This window comes from Geotalea uraniireducens (assembly GCF_027943965.1).
Lineage (GTDB): Bacteria > Desulfobacterota > Desulfuromonadia > Geobacterales > Geobacteraceae > Geobacter > Geobacter uraniireducens.
On record NZ_AP027151.1, the window covers coordinates 1,439,888 to 1,457,988 of the forward strand.

The 18,101-nt window shown below is 60.8% G+C and carries 20 protein-coding genes; 17 read left to right on the plus strand and 3 right to left on the minus strand.

All coding sequences use genetic code 11. From position 1 onward, the window contains the following. Position 1: 1 nt before the first annotated feature. The 10 genes from QMN23_RS06695 (at position 2) to QMN23_RS06740 (ending at position 11,642) form a co-directional block, all read left to right on the plus strand. Positions 2-730: an ABC transporter ATP-binding protein gene (locus QMN23_RS06695; protein ID WP_282002828.1), complete on the plus strand. Its 729-nt coding sequence runs from the start codon at positions 2-4 to the stop codon at positions 728-730. Beyond that, complete coding sequence (locus QMN23_RS06700) at positions 727-1,728, plus strand: hypothetical protein (protein WP_282002830.1); 1,002 nt, start codon at positions 727-729, stop codon at positions 1,726-1,728. The genes QMN23_RS06695 and QMN23_RS06700 overlap by 4 nt, the downstream gene beginning before the upstream one ends. 127 nt (positions 1,729-1,855) lie before the next feature. Further along, positions 1,856-2,326: a cytochrome P460 family protein gene (locus QMN23_RS06705; protein WP_282002831.1), complete on the plus strand. Its 471-nt coding sequence runs from the start codon at positions 1,856-1,858 to the stop codon at positions 2,324-2,326. A gap of 126 nt (positions 2,327-2,452) precedes the next feature. Continuing rightward, positions 2,453-5,515: an ATP-binding protein gene (locus tag QMN23_RS06710; RefSeq protein ID WP_282002833.1), complete on the plus strand. Its 3,063-nt coding sequence runs from the start codon at positions 2,453-2,455 to the stop codon at positions 5,513-5,515. A 23-nt stretch (positions 5,516-5,538) separates the two neighbouring features. Beyond that, positions 5,539-5,934 carry a response regulator gene (locus QMN23_RS06715; protein ID WP_282002835.1) on the plus strand — a complete coding sequence of 132 codons (396 nt, stop codon included), beginning with the start codon at positions 5,539-5,541 and terminating at the stop codon, positions 5,932-5,934. A gap of 181 nt (positions 5,935-6,115) precedes the next feature. Then, a complete protein-coding gene (locus QMN23_RS06720) occupies positions 6,116-7,987 on the plus strand; it encodes a methyl-accepting chemotaxis protein (protein ID WP_282002836.1) in 1,872 nt (623 codons plus the stop codon). Between the two features lie 29 nt (positions 7,988-8,016). Continuing rightward, positions 8,017-8,376: an STAS domain-containing protein gene (locus QMN23_RS06725; RefSeq protein WP_282002838.1), complete on the plus strand. Its 360-nt coding sequence runs from the start codon at positions 8,017-8,019 to the stop codon at positions 8,374-8,376. Continuing rightward, positions 8,376-8,741: a response regulator gene (locus QMN23_RS06730; RefSeq protein WP_282002839.1), complete on the plus strand. Its 366-nt coding sequence runs from the start codon at positions 8,376-8,378 to the stop codon at positions 8,739-8,741. The genes QMN23_RS06725 and QMN23_RS06730 overlap by 1 nt, the downstream gene beginning before the upstream one ends. Next, the gene (locus QMN23_RS06735) at positions 8,741-10,849 is read left to right on the plus strand and encodes a chemotaxis protein CheA (RefSeq protein ID WP_282002841.1); all 2,109 of its coding nucleotides are present in this window, start codon (positions 8,741-8,743) and stop codon (positions 10,847-10,849) included. Before QMN23_RS06730 ends, QMN23_RS06735 begins: the two co-directional genes overlap by 1 nt. A gap of 262 nt (positions 10,850-11,111) precedes the next feature. After that, positions 11,112-11,642 carry a PAS domain-containing protein gene (locus QMN23_RS06740; protein ID WP_282002843.1) on the plus strand — a complete coding sequence of 177 codons (531 nt, stop codon included), beginning with the start codon at positions 11,112-11,114 and terminating at the stop codon, positions 11,640-11,642. A gap of 131 nt (positions 11,643-11,773) precedes the next feature. Here QMN23_RS06740 and QMN23_RS06745 read toward each other — a convergent pair whose 3' ends face one another. The 3 genes from QMN23_RS06745 to QMN23_RS06755 form a co-directional block, all read right to left on the minus strand. Next, positions 11,774-12,115, minus strand: a complete 342-nt coding sequence (locus tag QMN23_RS06745; protein ID WP_282002845.1) for a phage protein Gp27 family protein — start codon at positions 12,113-12,115, stop codon at positions 11,774-11,776. A 9-nt stretch (positions 12,116-12,124) separates the two neighbouring features. Continuing rightward, the gene (locus QMN23_RS06750; protein WP_282002847.1) at positions 12,125-12,598 is read right to left on the minus strand and encodes a helix-turn-helix domain-containing protein; all 474 of its coding nucleotides are present in this window, start codon (positions 12,596-12,598) and stop codon (positions 12,125-12,127) included. Positions 12,599-12,962: 364 nt separating this feature from the next. Then, complete coding sequence (locus QMN23_RS06755) at positions 12,963-13,244, minus strand: hypothetical protein (RefSeq protein ID WP_282002849.1); 282 nt, start codon at positions 13,242-13,244, stop codon at positions 12,963-12,965. A 22-nt stretch (positions 13,245-13,266) separates the two neighbouring features. Here QMN23_RS06755 and QMN23_RS06760 point away from each other — a divergent pair, with 22 nt between their 5' ends. The 7 genes from QMN23_RS06760 to QMN23_RS06790 all read left to right on the plus strand — a co-directional run bounded on the left by QMN23_RS06760 (position 13,267) and on the right by QMN23_RS06790 (position 18,101). Then, positions 13,267-13,488 (plus strand): helix-turn-helix domain-containing protein, encoded by a 222-nt coding sequence (locus QMN23_RS06760; RefSeq protein ID WP_282002851.1) that lies wholly within the window; start codon positions 13,267-13,269, stop codon positions 13,486-13,488. 62 nt (positions 13,489-13,550) lie between these two features. Beyond that, positions 13,551-13,985, plus strand: coding sequence for a hypothetical protein (locus QMN23_RS06765; protein WP_282002853.1), 435 nt, complete (start codon positions 13,551-13,553; stop codon positions 13,983-13,985). After that, complete coding sequence (locus tag QMN23_RS06770; RefSeq protein ID WP_282002854.1) at positions 13,982-14,176, plus strand: hypothetical protein; 195 nt, start codon at positions 13,982-13,984, stop codon at positions 14,174-14,176. The genes QMN23_RS06765 and QMN23_RS06770 overlap by 4 nt, the downstream gene beginning before the upstream one ends. Continuing rightward, positions 14,173-16,416, plus strand: coding sequence for a transposase (locus QMN23_RS06775; protein ID WP_282002855.1), 2,244 nt, complete (start codon positions 14,173-14,175; stop codon positions 16,414-16,416). Before QMN23_RS06770 ends, QMN23_RS06775 begins: the two co-directional genes overlap by 4 nt. Positions 16,417-16,492: 76 nt before the next feature. Next, a complete protein-coding gene (locus QMN23_RS06780) occupies positions 16,493-17,221 on the plus strand; it encodes an AAA family ATPase (RefSeq protein WP_282002856.1) in 729 nt (242 codons plus the stop codon). Continuing rightward, positions 17,218-17,805, plus strand: coding sequence for a hypothetical protein (locus tag QMN23_RS06785; protein WP_282002857.1), 588 nt, complete (start codon positions 17,218-17,220; stop codon positions 17,803-17,805). Before QMN23_RS06780 ends, QMN23_RS06785 begins: the two co-directional genes overlap by 4 nt. Continuing rightward, a complete protein-coding gene (locus tag QMN23_RS06790) occupies positions 17,802-18,101 on the plus strand; it encodes a hypothetical protein (protein ID WP_282002858.1) in 300 nt (99 codons plus the stop codon). The genes QMN23_RS06785 and QMN23_RS06790 overlap by 4 nt, the downstream gene beginning before the upstream one ends.

Sequence of the window (18,101 nt, forward strand, 5' to 3'; positions counted from 1 at the left end):
CATGCTCGAACTGACCGAGATTACCAAACGCTACCATGTGGGCCAGGCCAACGAATTTGCCGCCCTCGACGGGGTCAGCCTGAGCATCGCTCCCGGCACGGCGACGATCCTCCAGGGGCCGAGCGGTTCGGGCAAGACCACCCTGCTGGCCCTGATCGGCTGCATGGGGCGGCCGACCGCCGGCCGAATCCGCCTCTCCAGCCAGTGGGACCTGGCCGGGCTTGGCTTCGGCGACTGCGCGGAGCTCGAACTGACCGGCCTGGCGGAGCGGTTTCTGACCGCCATTCGCCGCCGGTTGTTCGGTTTCGTCTTCCAGAGTTTCAACCTGATCGCCGGGATCAGTGCCCTGGAGAACGTCATGCTGCCGGCCTACCCGACCGGGATGAGCCACGGCGAGTGCCGGGAACGGGCCGCGACGCTCCTGGCGTCCTTCAATCTGAGCCAGCGGGCCGCCACCCGCGTCGAACTCCTTTCCGGCGGCGAGATGCAGCGGGTGGCGATTGCCCGGGCGCTGGTCAACGATCCGGCGATCATCATTGCCGATGAGCCGACCGCCCATCTCGACACCCGGCTTTCCGCCGAATTCATGGCGATGATGGCTGACTGCAAGGCTCAGGGAAAGACGGTGGTGATCGCCAGCCATGACCCGCTGGTCTGCAGCTGGCCGCTGGCCGAAACGGTGGTGGAGATGCGGGACGGCCGGGTGATCGGCGTGGAGCGGCGCCAATGATGTTGCAGCCGGCGGTCCTGGCCCTGCTCAGCGCCTCGCTTTTGGTCTCGCTGATGACGGTCGGCGCCGGCTGGCTCGGGTTGCAGATCCTGCGCCACTGGGACCCGCGCAGCGGCAGCGAACGGCAACTGCTGCTGGAGCGGCGGACCTACCTGGTTTCCACCCTCCTCCGGTTCTGCTTTCTGCTCCAGGCCCTGTCGCTCTTTTATTTCATCTACACCGCGGACAGCCTCCATTCCCGCTTTGCCGGCGCGATGTGCGCGGTCGGCACCTTGAACGTCGATCCCTACGGTTACCCGGTGCTGCTGGTGAAGATCGTCACCTTCCTGCTGGCGGGCGTCTGGCTGATCATCAACCACACCGACAACCTGGCCTACGATTATCCGTTGATCCGGCCGAAATATCTGCTGCTGCTGGTGATTGCCCCGCTGGTGGTCGTCGAGGCCGGGCTGCAGCTCGCGTATTTCGCCGGGCTGCGGACCGACGTGGTCGCCTCTTGCTGCGGTAATCTCTTCAGTGCCGCCGCGTCGAGCCTGCCGGGAGAGATGGCGGCGCTTCCCGGCCGGCCGCTGATGGCGGCACTGGCCGTCGCCGTCCTGCTCACCGTGGCGAGCGGGATCGTCTTTTACCGTTGCCGGCGTTGGGGGCTCGTCTTTTCCCTGGCCAGCGTCGCTACCTTCCCGCTGGCCATCCTCGCCCTCATTTCGGTGCTCTGCCTCTACTTCTACCAGCTGCCGACCCACCACTGCCCGTTCTGCCTGCTGCAGCGGGAGTACGGCTACATCGGCTATCTCCTCTATCTGGCTCTCGGCACCGGCGCCGTCGCGGGAGCCGGTACCGGCTCCCTGCTGCCGGCCGCCCGGCTGCCGAGCCTGCGAGCGATCGTCCCGCGGCAGCAGCGGCGGCTGGTGGTCGTGACGATCATCGCCTATCTCCTCTTCATAGCGCTGGTGCTCGGCCGGATGGCTCTGACCGACTTCCATATGGACCACTGGTAACGGGGCGCGGCATGGCGGGAAGGGCGCCACGGTTTTTACGCTTGACGCCGGCGGCGTGATGGGGGGAAAATGCCGGGGCGCACCGCCGGTATGGCGGCGTTCGCAGAGTTCACCACCGGAGGAAATCATGAGAAGGATCGTCTGCCTGACGGCAGCCATTACCGTCCTGGCCGCTTCGGCCGCCCTGGCCGCCGAGCGGGTCGCCCTGCCGAAGAATTACCTGAAATGGGCGAAGAGCAAAGAAAAGACCATCACCGACAAAACCTCGCTCTTTTACGGCATTCACAACATCTACGTCGACAAAAAGACCCTGCCGGCCTACCGGAAGGGGGGGCCGTACCCGGAGGGGAGCCAGTTCGTGGTGGTCCAGTATGGGATCAGGGAGGTGGCCGGCAAGCCGGTCAAAGGGAAGAAGAGCATGGTGGTGCTGATGAAAAAGGACAAGCGGCAGACCGCCACCGGCGGCTGGCTCTTTGCCGGCTTCACCGCCGAGGGGAAACCGTCCGGTCTCGACCCGGTGAAAAACTGCTACGAGTGCCACCTGAAAGAGGCGCAGGCGACGGACTTGGTCATTTCGAAGTACGCCGATTTCAAGTAGCAGCTCCGCCCCCACCCTCAACCTGCCGTTTTCATCCCGGGCGCCGCCGACCAGCGGCGCTTTTTTCGTCTCTCACCCCGGGAATTTTGCCTTAATATTTCCGTTACTCCGTCGATAAGCCTAACTATGGTTTCTCCCCGCGATGACACGTCCCGTCCCGCCACCGGGCGACAGCAGCCATACGGCTCGGTCTGGTTCGAGAGCCGCTGGTACCGTTTTCTGCTGACATACACCCTGGTGGCCGGGATGGTCACGGCCATTTTCGCCTGGATCGCTTTCGACCATCGGCTCGTTCACCGCGAACGCCTGGCGGCGCGGGAGGCGGGGTTGGTCGACAGCGAGCAGGAATGGCTTGAAGCACTGTTTGTGCGAACCCAGGCCAATCTGCGCGTTCTGGCTGCCGACGACGACCTGTATGTCTTTCTCGCTTCCGGGCGGGAGGAAGCCCGCCTGACCCTGGAGATGCAGCAGCGGTTGTTTCTCGAGGTGCAGAACGGCAGTTACTCACGGCTTTGTCTGCTCGACAATGCCGGCCGGCCGGTTATCAATGTTGTCGACCGGCGCCACTTCGAGCCCGTTCCCCCGGAATCGCTCTCTCCGGCGTTTGCCGGGAAGGCTCTGGCCCGGCGGGTTGCAGCCCTTGCCCCCGGTCGGGTCGCCATGATCGCCCTGGCGCCGCCGCCGATTTCGGCAACGGCTGGCTATACCCCCGGCCTGGTCCTCCGCTTCATGACGCCGGTGTTTGATTCGCCGGGTCAGTTACGCGGCACTCTCCTTCTCGATTACCGCGGTGAACGGGTCATCGAGGGGATGAACCGGTGCAGTGCCAAATCCCTCGGGACACTTTTCCTCGTCGATCAGGACGGGCTGGTACTGGTGGATGCCCACGATGGCGTGGCCGGTCATCCTGCCGGCAACGGCGGGCGGGCCGATTTCGCCCGACTCCATCCCGACTTGTGGCGGGCGATGAAGGCGGGTGGCAGCGGACAGCGACTGACCGCCAACGGGTTGTTCACCTATGTGGCCATTGCGCCGGCTCTTGCAGGTGATGACGATCCCGATGTGCCGGGACCGGCGGGAAGAGCGCTCTCCCCCCCTGCCACCACCGTCTATCTGGCATCATTCGTGTCGACGGAACGATGCCGTGCCTACCTGTGGAATGAACTGATCGATCTGCTTTATGCCTATCTGGTCGCCATGGGGGGAGTGGCGGTCGGTGCCTGGTTCTATTCCGGGGTGCAGCAGAAGCGTCTGGCGGTCCAGCGCGACCTCGGTCAGTCCCACAGCATGCTCAATTCGCTTATCGCGGCGTCACCGCTGGCAATTTTCGCTCTCGATGCCACGGAAGTCGTCACGATCTGGAACCCGGCGGCCGAGCAGATGTTCGGCTGGCCAGCGGCCGAGGTGGTCGGCAACCGGCTGTCCGCAGTTGCCAGACGGCCGGGTTGTTTCCCCGATCATGTCTGGACACGGGTCCTGAACGGCGAGACCGTCACCGGCCTCGAATTTCGCCCCTGCCGTCGGGACGGCCGGGCCGTCGACTTGGTCATGGCCGCTGCGCCGGTCCGCAACGAGCAGGGGGAGGTAGCCGTCATCATGGCGCTTGCTGCCGATATCACGGTGCAGAAGGCGAGCGCGGCGGCACTGGTCGATGCCAAGGAGGCAGCTGAGGCGGCCAACCGGGCCAAGAGCCAGTTCCTGGCAAACATGAGCCACGAGATCCGCACGCCGATGAACGGGGTGATCGGCATGCTCGACCTGCTGCACGAGTCTCTGCCGGTCGGTCAGCAGGCGGAATACGTGGCCATCGCCCATCGGGCGGCCGACAATATGCTGGCGGTCATCAACGGCATACTCGACTTTTCCAAGATCGAGGCGGGGACACTGCAACTGGAGGCGGTTCCCTTCGTCCTGCGACAGGCTGTGGAGAAGGGGGTCGGGCCGCTCCGTGCCGAGGCGGCCCAGAAAGGGGTCGAGCTGGCGATGGTGTATGCGGATGTCGTCCCCGAGCAGGTGGTCGGCGATCCGGTCCGGACCGTCCAGATCATCGTCAATCTGGTCGGCAACGCCGTCAAGTTCACCCGGCAGGGGCGTATCCGGCTGGCAATCGGCGCGGAACCGGCGGGGAACGACACGCTGATGCTTGCCATTACCGTCAGCGATACGGGGATCGGTATCCCGGCCGACCGGCTGGCGGCGATTTTCGAGCCGTTCTCCCAGGCCGATGGTTCCATGACCCGCCATTATGGCGGCACCGGCCTGGGATTGTCGATCGTCAGGAAACTGGCGACGGCAATGGGTGGCAAGGTTTGGGTCAGCAGCGAACCGGGGAAGGGGAGCACCTTCATCTGCACCGTCACGGTGGGGACCGCTCTTACCCAGCCCCAGCCGGAAACCGGGGCGGGTGTGCCGGCGGCGGAACAACCAGCGCCGGTCGCTTCTCCCGGTCCCGGCAGCAGCGGCCGGCCCCTGCGGATTCTCTACGCCGAAGACAGCCCCGTCAACCAGGAGGTCATCACCATCGTTTTACAACGGGACGGCCACCGGGTGACGGTGGTCGACAACGGCGAGGCGGTGCTGGAACTCCTCGACCGCGAGGAGTTCGACCTGGTGTTGATGGATCTGCAGATGCCGTTGATGGACGGCTTCGAAGCGACGCGGCAGATTCGCCGGCGCGACCGCGAGCGAGGCGGTCATCTGCCGGTGATCGCCCTGACCGCCCATGCGATTGACGGAGCCCGGGAAAAGTGCCGGGCGGCCGGGATGGATGATTACCTTTCCAAACCATTCACGGCGGAGAAGCTACGTGCCCTCTTGGCGTGCCATGGCGGGCCGGTCCGGGGGCCGGGCGGAGCGGCGCTGGTCGGGAAGGAGGGCGGTAGCGGTATTGCCGCCGCTCATGGCACGGAGATTGTCGACGAGTTGGCCGGTGCCATGGCGGCCAACGATGCCGAGCAGATCGAAATGGTTGCCGCGCGGCTGAAGCGGTTGGCGGGCGAAGCCCGTCTGGAGCGGCTTGCCGACGAGGCGTTCCGTATCCAGCTGGCGGCCCGGCGCAATGATCCGAACAAGTATCCGGCGCTGCTTGAGGCGGTTCGTTCCCTGGCGGGGGCGCTGCCGGGGAGCGGGACGGCGGTTGTCGGGAACGAAGGTGAAGATCCGGCCGGCAAACAGCGGCCGGTGGGATAATGGCATAACGGAAAGGAGCAGGAATGAAGACGCTGATAGTGGAAGACGACTTTATCTCCCGGAAAATCATGATGGAACTGCTGACCCCGCTGGGTGAGTGCGATGTTGCCATCGACGGCGAGGAGGCGGTTCAGGCCTTCCGGCTGGCCCATGAGGAGAAACGCCCCTACGATCTGATCTGTATGGACATCATGATGCCGAACATGGACGGCACCGAGGCGCTGAAGCTGATTCGCGCTGCGGAAAGCGCCATGGGGGTGGCCGCTGCCCATGAGGTGAAAGTTGTCATGACGACGGCTCTCGACGATCCCAAAAGCGTGGTCGAGGCATTTTACCATGGCGGTGCCACCTCCTACCTGGTCAAACCGATCAGTAGGCAGAAGCTGATGAAGGAAATCAGGAGCCACGGCCTGCTCTGAAGGCGTGGGAACTGCGGTAAATCAGGGGAAACTGGCGGAGATCAGGAAATTCCTGAGATGCCGAGCGGTTTTTTGCCTAAAGGTTTGGCGCCTCGGGCCGATAAGGTAAGCGTTATCAATAACATAAAGACGAAAGCCCCTCCGGGTGACCGGTTGTGCTCCGTCGGCGAGGTTGTGGTTAGTGAAAATTCCCTTTTTGCGCAGTTTTGGCAACGGACCGGATAGCTCGTCGGCGGGCGATGATTTTGCGATCGGTGCCCCGATCGGCGATCAACTGGCCGGCCAGTTCGGCGGCTGGGCGCAACACCTGGAGACTCTGGGCGAACAACTGCTCCTCCTGAACGGCTCCACCGAAGACGAGTTCCTTGCCATTGGCGCCCGTCTCCATGATTTTTACAGCCGCGCCGCCGACATCGAGCGCATGACCCAGGCAATTGCCGGGCAGGTGATGGGCGAAGAGATCAAGGGAGAAATGGCTTCGCTCGGGACGATCCTCGAACGGATCGGCGGCTACCTGGCCCACGCCGAGGAAGAGGTTGAACAGAGCACAACCACCCTGGAAACGATCCGCGACCTGATCGTCCACCTCAACGACCCGCTGGACGGCTTCAAGAAGATCATCAAGAACCTCCACATGTTGAGCACCGCCGTCAAGATCGAGAGTGCCCGGCTTGGCGAAGGGGCGGCCGGCTTCAATACCCTGGCCGAGGATGTGGAGCGCCTGTCGGTGTCGATCCGTGACAGATCGGCCAGCATCCTGGCCGAGCGGGATGCCCTCGGCGGGATGATTGAGGGGACTCTCGGCCGGGTCGCCCAGGTCGAAACCGAACAGCGGAAGAACATCCGGCCGATCCTCGACAAAACCGGGGACAGCCTCAGCACCCTTGCCGTGGTCCACGAGCGCTGCTCGGCGGCGGCAGCGAGCGTCTCCGCGCTCTCGGCGGAAATTTCCGGCAACATCGGCGAAGTGGTTACGTCGCTCCAGTTCCACGATATCACCCGCCAGCAGATCGAGCATGTCAAGGAGGCCTTCGACGACATCCGCTGCCAGCTCGAAGCGCCGGTTACCGATTCCCGGGCCGTCGCCGGCGAATGCGCCGACATCTGCGAACTGCAGCAGGCCCAGTTGCAGCACGCGGCCGCCGAGCTGGTAACCGCCGTTGAGCGGGTTGTCGGCGGCCTGCAGGATATCGCCCGCAAAGAGGCCCATATGGCCGATGAATCGCGGGGGATGGCCGGTATCGCCGATCAGACCGGGCACTCGCTCTTTGCCGAGATGGAAAACGATATGGGGATGGTGGCGGCTGCCTTGGCCGAGAGCGCTGAAGCGAACCGCAACCTGACCGTGGCAATGGAGGCGGTGGTGGCCTCGGTGAGCGATATTGCCAAATTCGTCAACGACATCGAGGAGATCGGCTCTGAGATCGAGCTGATCGCGCTCAATTCCCAGGTCAAGGCGGCCAATACCGGCGACGGTGGGGCGGCGCTCGGGGTGCTTGCTGAAGCGATCCAGAACCTTTCGGGCGATGCCCGGACCCGGACCGGCGCCGTTTCCGAAATGCTCCGGAAAGTCACCGAGGTTACCGAGAGCCTGATCCGGGAGAACCGATTGGAAGTGCGAACCATGACCGACGAGGTGGAGAGCTTGGTCAGCGAGCTGAAGCTGCTGCTCGGTTCGGTTCGGCGGATCAACGAAGAGCTGCTGACCTTCCTCGGTGAGATGGATGGCGCGGTCCAGTTGCTGTCCGTCGATATCGATGCGGCGACCCGCGGGGTGAGTGTCCATCATTCGGTACAGCAGGTCCTGAGCGAAGCGATCGGCGAACTGGATGACCTGGTCCGCCAAGTGAGGCAGTTCGTGCCGTTGGCCTCCGGAGCGGGGAGGGAGGCCCGGCTCCGGGAGCTGGCCGAACGGTACACCATGCACAGCGAGCGTAAGGTTCACGCGGCAGTGACCGGTGGTGGCGCCAGCTCCGGTGGAGCAGCGTTCCCGGCGACCGCCGCAGCCTATGCCGGGGAGCAGGAACTGGGCGACAATGTGGATCTTTTCTGAAGGGGATGCGCTGTGAAAAAGGAGCAACAATGGAAGGATTAATCATCGAGCAGCGGCAGGGCGAGCAGGCTGACCGCCTGTTTCTGGATGTCAGTGGCGAGTTGACGATCTGTTTCGTCGGCGAATTCCGTGAGGCGCTTCTGGACGGCCTGGAAAAGGCGACCGAGATTACGGTCAACGTCGAGCATGTCAGTGCCGTCGACCTGACCGGCTTGCAGCTGCTCTGCTCAGCCCACCGGACGGCTTCGGCGCGGGATAAGACCTTCGGCATTGTCGGCCGGCAGAACCGGATCTTCGCCGAGGCCGAGCGGCTTGCCGGGTTTTCCCGTCATGTCGGCTGCGTTAAGGATGTGGGGAAAACCTGTATCTGGACTGGAGGTAATGAATAATGGCCAAGACGATAATGACCGTGGACGATTCGGCCAGCGTGCGCCAAATGGTCAGTTTTACCCTGAAGCAGAACGGCTACGAGGTGGTTGAGGCGAACGACGGCAAGGATGCCCTGGCCAAACTGGCCGGGACAAAGGTCGATATGGTGATTACCGACCTGAATATGCCCAATCTGGATGGTATCGGCCTGATCAAGGGGGTGCGGGCCAACCCGTCCTACCGGTTCACGCCGATCATCATGCTGACCACCGAATCCCAGGAATCGCGCAAGCAGGAAGGGAAAGCGGCCGGTGCCACCGGCTGGATCGTCAAACCCTTCAAGCCGGAACAACTGGTGGCGGTGGTCAAAAAGGTCCTCGGCTAATGGACGCCCATCGCCAGGCATACAAGGAAGAAGCCTATGAACTCCTGGCCGAGCTTGAAACGTCGTTATTGGAACTGGAAGAGGCTCCCGACGATTTCGATCTGATTAACCGGGTCTTCCGGGCCATGCACACGATCAAGGGGTCGGGGGCGATGTTCGGCTTCGACGATATCGCCGCCTTTACCCACGAGGTCGAGACTGTCTTCGATCTCGTCCGCAACGGCGGGATGGCCGTGACGACCGAACTGGTCAACCTGACGCTGTCGTCCCGCGACCTGATCAAAGGGCTGCTCGACGCTTCGGACGGTGGCGAGCCGGTGGCCGCTACGGACCTGGCCGAGGTCGTCGCCCGTCTGAAGCGGCTGGTGCCGGCGCCGAAGATCGGCAGCCCGTTGCCGGCAGGGCCAGCGGCGGAACCAGCGGCCGTTGCCGACGCGGGGAAGGTGGTGCCGGTCACCTACCGGCTCCGCTTCGTCCCGGTGCCGGAGGTGACAGTCAACGGCACCAACCCGCTCTTGTTGCTCGGCGAATTGCGCGAGCTGGGCAAATGCCGGATCGTTGCCCAGATGGCGAACGTCCTGTTGCTCGATGCGCTCAACCCGGAGTGCTGCTATATTTTCTGGGACGTGATCCTGACCACCGACCGCGGCATTGACGCCATCAAGGACGTCTTCATCTTCATCGAGGACGACTGCGAGCTGAAGATCGACGTCATTGACGACGGCGGGGCGCTTGATACCGATGCCGACTACAAAAAGCTCGGCATCATCCTGACCGAGCGGGGCGACCTTTCTCTGGCGGAGATGGACGAGATCCTCTCCCGGCAGAAGCGGTTCGGCGAACTGCTCGTCGAGAATAACGTCGTCCCGCCGGAAAAGGTGGAATCGGCACTGGTCGAGCAGCAGCACGTCAAGGAGGTCCGCAAGGAGCGGCAGGCGCAGGAGAACGCTTCCAGTATTCGCGTTCCGGCAGATAAACTCGATCTCCTGGTCAACCTGGTGGGCGAGCTGGTGACCGTGCAGGCCCGGCTCTCCCAGACCGCCGCCGGCAAGGCCGATCCAGTCCTGGTTACCATTGCCGAAGAGGTGGAGCGGCTGACCAACGAACTGCGCGATACCGCCCTCAATATCCGGATGCTGCCGATCGGCACCACTTTCAGCAAGTTCAAGCGGCTGGTCCGCGATCTTTCCGCCGAACTCGGCAAGGATATCGAGCTAACCACCGCCGGTGCCGAAACCGAACTGGACAAGACGGTAATCGAGAAACTCAACGACCCGCTGGTCCACCTGATCCGCAACAGCCTCGATCATGGCATCGAAGCGCCGGAGGCGCGGCTGGCGGCCGGCAAGCCCCGCCAGGGGACCGTTCATCTGGCGGCGGTCCATTCCGGCGACAGCGTCCTGATCACCATTACCGATGACGGTGCCGGGCTGGACAAGGAGGCGATCCGGGCCAAAGGGATCGAGCGGGGAATCATTCCCGCCAACGCCGAGCTGAGCGACAAGGAGATTTTCGGTCTGATCTTCGCTCCCGGTTTTTCGACCGCCAAGACGGTCACCAGCGTTTCCGGGCGCGGGGTCGGTATGGACGTGGTGAAAAAGGCCATCGAGGCGCTCCGCGGTACCATCGACCTTGCCAGCGAGCGGGGGAAAGGGACGGTCATCACCATCAAGCTGCCGCTGACCCTGGCGATCATCGAAAGCCTGCTGGTCAAGATCGGCGTCGATTCATTCGTTATCCCGCTGTCGATCGTCGAGGAGTGCGTGGAACTGACCCGCGACGACCTGAAAAATGCCCATGGCCGCAATCTGGCCAACGTCCGCGATCAGATCGTTCCCTACGTCCCGTTGCGCGAACGGTTCCGGATTGCCGGCGAAACGCCGGAAATCGAGCAGATCGTCATCACCCGGGTCCATGACAGCCGGATCGGCTTTGTGGTCGATCATGTTGTCGGCGAGCATCAGACGGTCATCAAGTCGCTCGGCAAGATGTACAAGGATGTCAATGGCCTATCCGGGGCGACGATCCTCGGTGACGGCAGCGTCGCTTTGATTCTCGATATCCCCCGGCTGGTCCGCGACGTGGAACTGGAACAACTGACCAATTGAGACGGTTCACTCCGGGTTCGGCTGCCGAACCCGGGGCGCTGTCGCCCCCCTCCTCCCGGAACCTGCCGATCCCGCCGCTCTTCCGGCCCCACGGTTGGTTCGCTTTTCGTTGTCCGTACCACGTGCGGCTGCCGCTGCTCGCCCCTGCCGAATCCGTTGCCACCGCTTGAGGAACCGCGTGGTCTTGCAGTATGGAGTCGGGTGTTGCAATGATCGGTGCTGCCGTTCAAGGAGGGGCAACGCTGCCCCGGGAGGATCGAAGATGGATCGAAAACAGGCGGAAGCCGGGATTGAGAGCCGTTTCAGCCACCTGAACGATCTGCCGCTGCTGATTCGCCACCAGAGCGACGACGGCGAGTGCCGGTTCTGTAACCGTTCCTGGCTCGAATACACGGGGGGAACGGCGGAAACGGAGTGCGGGGACGGCTGGTTGTGCCGGGTCCATCCCGATGACCGGGAACGGTGCCGGGAAGTTCTGCTCGCCACTATTCGCCGCCGGGCGCCATTCGAGCTGGAATATCGCTTGCGCCGGAAGGACGGCGAGTATCGCTGGCTGCTGGAAACGGGAGGACCAGTCCCGGCCGGCGGGGGGGATGACGCCGGATATCTTTGCTGCAGCTACGATATTACCGGCCGGGTCAAAGCCGAGCGTGTGCTGCTCCAGTCGGAGATGCGACTGCGGGAAACCCTCGAGAACATCCGGCTGATTGCCATTAGGCTCGATACCGCCGGCCAGATCAATCTCTGCAACAAATATTTTCTCGAACTCGTCGACTATCCGATCGATGTGTGACTAGACAGATGCTGCATGAAAAAGCGGGATAAAGCGAAACGAATCGAAATAGACCGAAATTAATCGGAATGGCGCGGGTTTGTGCGAGCGGTTGGGGAAATTATCGTGGCGGAGTTGGACAGATGAGATTTCTACTTTTTAGCAGTTCGGACAGTTGATTTGTGAAATAATGACGCCGTTTTTATCTGGGCGATTATTTCCGTTTCGCGCTTCTTTAAGATAGCAAGCTCTTCAAACAATGCGGCAAGGCTTGCGCCCTGCTTCATCATGATCTCCCGATCCAGCCCCATCTTTCCGTCAGACTCGCGAAGGCTTTTTGCATATCTGCCAAGTGAGGATTTAGATATACCATAACCCTGATCATTAAGCCATGTGGTGATTGGCAGATAATTCCCATCATACGCCCTCAGTCGACGTTTAAGCTCAATCACGACATCCAGTGGTAGATTATTGACCGTTGACCGTTTCGACATCCTATTACCTTATTTCTCGGGCAACGCCAGCCTGACTAGATTGTCGATTACCGAATCCATCATTAATTCGCGGAATTCTCGGTCTTTATAGTTGCCATCGAAAATCCTCATTGATGTCATCGTCAGGTTGATCGTCTTCTCCACAGACAGCGTTGCGCCATATTTCACTATGCACGCATTCAGGCGCTCCTGTACCTGGGCCATCAGTTCGGCGCTCGGGTCTATGACATAGCGCCTTTCCTTCTCCTCCGCCAATTGCCCGCCCTCGCCCCGCCTCATCGGCCCTTGCCCAGCCGCCAACCACGCCAATGTGCACCCACCCACATCAGCTATAGCATGAAGTGTTTCCAGGTCTGGAGTTGTATCACCGCGCAAATAACGTCGCAATGTCCCTTCAGATATTCCGCACTTTTCGGCAAACGACCTATTTGATTCGTCGCCCATGATAGTTTTTAGGCGGTCCTTGAACGCGTCAGAGTTCATAGGCCAAACTCCGACGCAAGTGCACAATTAAACTCCGACGCGTCGGAGTTTGGCAATGAGCTGTAATATAAGTATTTTTGGGTATACTGCGTTATTAAAGGCATAAAGCAAACTCCGACGCGTAAATTATGATTGACGTGCGTCAAAAATGTAATTATCATGCAAAGCATCTTAAGTCTGAACGACAAAAAAGAGGAGGCGGTTATGGATGCCCTCAAACTTGCTGGAAACTTCATGCGCCGACACTTCGACGACTGTACCAAATCAGGCTATTACAGCGGTATCGCCATGTTTCAGGAATTCTTGCGGGAATATCCGCTTAAGGATGATGAATGGACACTTCTGGTCATACATGCAGCCGGAATCATTTGCGAGCGCCCTGGCTCAACAAGCTTTCCAGACGAGCAAGTGACGCCTCAGCTTGGAGGCGCTCAAGATCCTGTTCAGGCTTTAGCTGGCCACAAGAGGACTTCGAATCATTGATGATTCTTCGGAACGCCTCGTTCAGTGCATTGATTGATATGTCTTTATCCCTGGAAATCAGGCGGCAGACTTGATCTCCGATAGCCCTAAGAATAACACCGTCGGATTCGGCAGCTTTTTTATAAGTATCTGCCTGTTTTTTAAGAAACTTATCAACATCCATAACCACCTCCAAAGGATTCGTTATGAAACGAAAAACGCAATTGAGCCGCAGCAAGGCCGCCAAAATAAAGTCAATGCTGGTCGCCAGGGACATCACCCAGCAGTCCATAGCCGAATATCTCGACATCTCCCCGGCCGCCGTGTCCGGGGCCATAAACGGTCATTTCAATTCCCGCCGAACCCGTGAATACGTGGCCCAACTGCTCAATGTTGATTATCACAAACTGTGGGGCAAGTCCGCTTAACCAGTTAAGCGGTTTATACCACAACGTTGAATGAAATCGTACCAAGAAAAATGAGGGTCGTCATGGCAAATAGGAAAGCATCGGTTGACAGCAGCATATCAAAACAGCAGGGCTTGTTTGATAGCGGCCCTGCAGAGGGTTCACTGGATATTGTGCTGGGGCTGAAACAACTGCTTTCCCGTCTCTTGCGCGGTTATGACCGTTACTTGGTCGCCGCCCAGATCAGCAAGGCCACCCTCAAAGAGATCAGCAAAGACTCCCTCGACAAAATGCTTTCATCGGACCCCGCCTATCAACCATCCGCCATCCAGGTGCTGGCCATCTGCAGGATCTGCGGTGACGACCTGGAGCCCTTCCGCTATTTGGTGGAGCCGCTGGGAGCCAGCGTACTCTCCGCCGATGACCATGATCTGGTCGAGATGGCCCGCTTGCAGGAAGAAGAGCGCAAGATCAAGGCCCGGATGAACGTCCTTTTGAGCAAGCGGGGGCTGAAATGAAAAATGTGACTTTCAAAGTGGAGCTGATCGTGCGCGATGACGGATTTATTTCTATCGCCAATGTCAGCGGTTGCGCCGGCTTCAACGATCTGTCCGAAGACTGTCGGGATAAGGAGATATTCTCCATTGCCGCCGGGATGATCAGACTTGAAGACATTTCCCGGTATCGTTCACTCAGGAGCGCCCTGTGAAAAGCCATTACACCGCCAAGGAACTGGCTGGACTGCCGGGGATGCCACAAACGGAGCGTGGCGTACAACGCATGGCAGACCGTGAGATATGGCCGTGGCGCAAGCGCTCTGGCCGTGGCGGCGGTAAAGAATACGCCCTCGCATCGCTCCCCGCCGAGACACGTCAGGCCCTGGCCACCACCAACACCCGCGTCGGTTATGATTCACCGACCGTACAGGCGGCCGACGCCTATGCTACCCAGATGCAACTATCCGCCGAGGAGAAAGAGCGCCAGCGCCAGAATGCCCGCACTCAGAGCCTTGCCACCTTCGACCGGCTCCCCGAGTGGAAAAAACAGGGAGCCCGTGCCAAGCTCGCCATCATCCAGGCCTGCGACCACTACATCAGCCGCCACGGCTTGGCTAAATTTGCCGGTCAGAACAGCTTCGCCCACGAGTACAACCTGGGTCGGATCGACGTCGCCCCCTGGGTGCGCTCCGAGATCCGCCAGATACACCCCGGCACCATGCGCAACTGGATCAGGGAAGAGTTTGAGCTGGGCGTCATGGGACTCGTGGACTGCTATGGCAACCGCAAGGACCAGTCCAAGATCGAAACCTGGAACCGGACCGTCCTTCCGGACGGCACTGAGACGGCACCGATGGCCGACACCATCACGGCCCTGATTCTCAAACACCCCCATATCACCGAAAAAAAATGCAACGAAGCCCTGCGCGGGCTACTGCCGGAAGCACCGGAGGTCCACAACAAGACCGTCAAGCGCTTCATGGACAAATGGAAAACGAAAAACGCTCACCAGTACGCCCTGGCTGTCAATCCTGACGACTTCAAGAACCGTCTGCAGCCCGCCTTTGGCTCCCGCTCAGAGGGTGTCGACGGCCCCAATCAGCGCTGGGAGATCGACGCCACTCCGGCCGACCTACTCCTCACTGACGGCCAGCGCTACAAAATTATCGGCGTCACCGACGTTGGCACGGCCCGGCTGAAGTACTACGTCACCCAGACCGAGAAGGCCGGCGATAACGCCTTTGTCGTGCGCAACTGCCTCCTCGACTGGGGCGTACCCAAGCACGGCACCATCGTCACCGACGAGGGGAGCGCCTACGTCGGGGATCATTTCACGCGGGTCCTCTCCGACCTGGAGATCGATCACCACATCTGCAACCCCTTCAGCGGTGACGAGAAACCACACATCGAACGGAGCTTTCGTACCTTCAGCCATGACCTGATCGAGCTCACCCCCGGCTACTGCGGGCACAACGTGGCCGAGAGAAAACGCATCGAGGCACGCAAATCCTTCGCCCAGCGGCTTATGAACCGCAACGAGGTTATCGAGGTATCTATCAACTCCGCCGAGCTGCAGGACTTCGTCGACCGCTGGATTGCCAACTACCACAATCAGGTGCATTCACGCCTGGGCACGACACCCAACCAGGCCGTGGCCGCATGGCCGCACCCGATCCACGTCATCACCGACGAGCGGGCACTCGACACCTTGCTTGCCGAGGCGGTGCGCCGGGGCGGTAGGCTCCCTATCGTTGGCAAGAAGGGGATCAGGGTCAACGGCGGCCGTTATATCCATCCCGACCTGGGCCGACATATCGGCGAACGGGTGCGGGCCTTCCAGGACCCCGCCGACCTGGGCCGGATCATCGTCCACACCATGAACAGAGAGGGTGTCTGGGAATTTTGCTGTATCGCCGAAGACCCCACGCGCACCGGCATCTCCATGTTCGAGGTCGCCGCTGCGACACGCCACGTCCACAACGAGCACAAGAAAGAGATCGCGCGGCTCACCCGCGAGGCCAAGAAGGCATTGAAAGGCGTCGACGTGGTCGACGCGGTAATGACCTACCGGGAGAGAGAGGCGGCCGCAGCCCAAGGAAACGTCGCCCACTTCCCGCGTCCGACCATCGAGCATACAACGCCCGGCCTGGCCGCTGCCGCCGAGGCCCGTGCCGCCCTGGACGGGAAAGCTGTTGAAACTCCGGGATTCGACGAAACTGCCATAGAGGCCGCCAGACAGCGCTGGGCCGAACTAAACGCCCAGGAAACTAACGTCATAGCCCTGCCCACTGCAGCCCGGCCCATGTTCGGTACCGACCTGGAGAAATACCGCTGGCTCCAGGACAACCCACGGCTCACCACCGAAGATGACGCTACCTGGTCTGCTTGGTATCAGAGCACCACCGAATACCGATTAATGTTCGGGGGAGACGAAGAAGAAGTCCGCAAATAGAAAACCCCCTCCGGCTGCACCCGGAGAGGGTTTCGATCAAGAGCGGGTCGAGCCCGCCATTTCCAAGGAGGAGTCAATGTATAACAAGTTTGTCCGCACGTCAAACGTTCTCAACTTCCTGGCCGGATTCACGGCACTGGAGACCCGAGGCGCTGCAGAAAGCTGCTACATGCTGGTTTCCGGGAGGGCCGGTTACGGCAAGACCGGCACGGCCCGTTGGTGGGCCAACAAGCCGGAAGTAAACGGAGTCTACATTCAGGCTGCCGCAGGCATCACCCCACACTGGATTCTCGCCGAGATCGTGCGAGAGTTGGGCGACGTCCCGGACCGCCGCCGCGAATACTGCTTCGGTCAGGCGTTGCGTAAGGTCGCTCTGGCACGGCGGCCCATCGTCATTGACGAAGCGGAATTCTGCTTGAATGACCCTGAGGTGCTCGAATCCGTGCGCGGCATCTCCGACCTGACCGAAGTTCCGGTCGTATTGGTCGGCTACGACAAGATCATGTCCAAACTTGCCCCCTACGAGCAGCTCTACAGCCGGATATCTGCCATTGTCTCCTTCAACCCTCTCGAAGTTGTCGATGTACGCGCCTGCTGCACGGAACTGGCCGAGGTCACGATTCATGACGACCTGGTCGAGGAGATCCATCGCCAATCCGCTGGCCGTCTGAGACTGATCAAGGAAGGGATCGGCAACGCCGAGCGCCACGCCAAGCGTAACAAGCTCGCCGAGGTATCGCTCGACGACATGCGCGGCCAAGTCATCATCAACAACTGGTCGAAGACCGGAAAGGGCCGATCATGACCTGGCCCGCCAATAAGATTCTCCGGGTGCTGGCCTCCTTGGGTGTGGCTGCCACTGCACAGGAGATTACCGCCGCCACCGGTATGACCCTCGACCAAGTGTGGGACGCTTGCGACACGCTGGTCAAAAATAGGCTAGCCAGTCGCCAGGATCGAGGCGTCTATCTCATCACCGCTGCAGGCACCGCCGCCCTGGTAGACGGTAAGGAAATAAAATCCGGCCCCAAAGGCCCGACCGGCCCTAAAGTCAAGCGCGGCACCTTTCGGGAGCGCCTCTGGCAAGCGATCAGAAAGGAACGCAAGGGTACTATTGGCAACTTTCTATCCCTAGCTCTTCTAGATGGTGAGGACGAGAACAAGGCTACCGAAAACGCGCAGAAATACCTCTGCGTCCTCTGCCAGGCGGGCTACATGTCGCGGTTGCCAGGGAAGCAGCGCGGCACTGCGCTTTGCTCCAATGGGTTCACCCGCTACATCTTGGTAATCAACAGCGGTCCGCTGGCCCCAGTGGCTCGCAGGGTGCAGCGTCAGCTCTACGACCCGAATACCGGCAATACAGTCGAACTCCTGGAGGTGGCGAAGTGAGCCGCGACAACCTCTTTAGCTTTTTTATCACGCTCTTAAAAACCGAGCCCGCCGCGCAGATCGCCGCAGCCACCGGGTATTCGCAAGGTACTGTCTCCCAGGTCAAAAACGGCAAATACCAAGGCGATGACACGATATTTCTTCAGGCAGTTTTCGCCGTTTATGGCAAATGGCAATGCCCTAACCTGGGAACCGACGTTGATTTGCAGCAATGTCGGGCCGAAATGGCGAAACCATACAGTGCTGGCCGGGTACGGCAGTGGGCGGTCTGCCAGCAGTGCGAAAGGAGGTCTTAA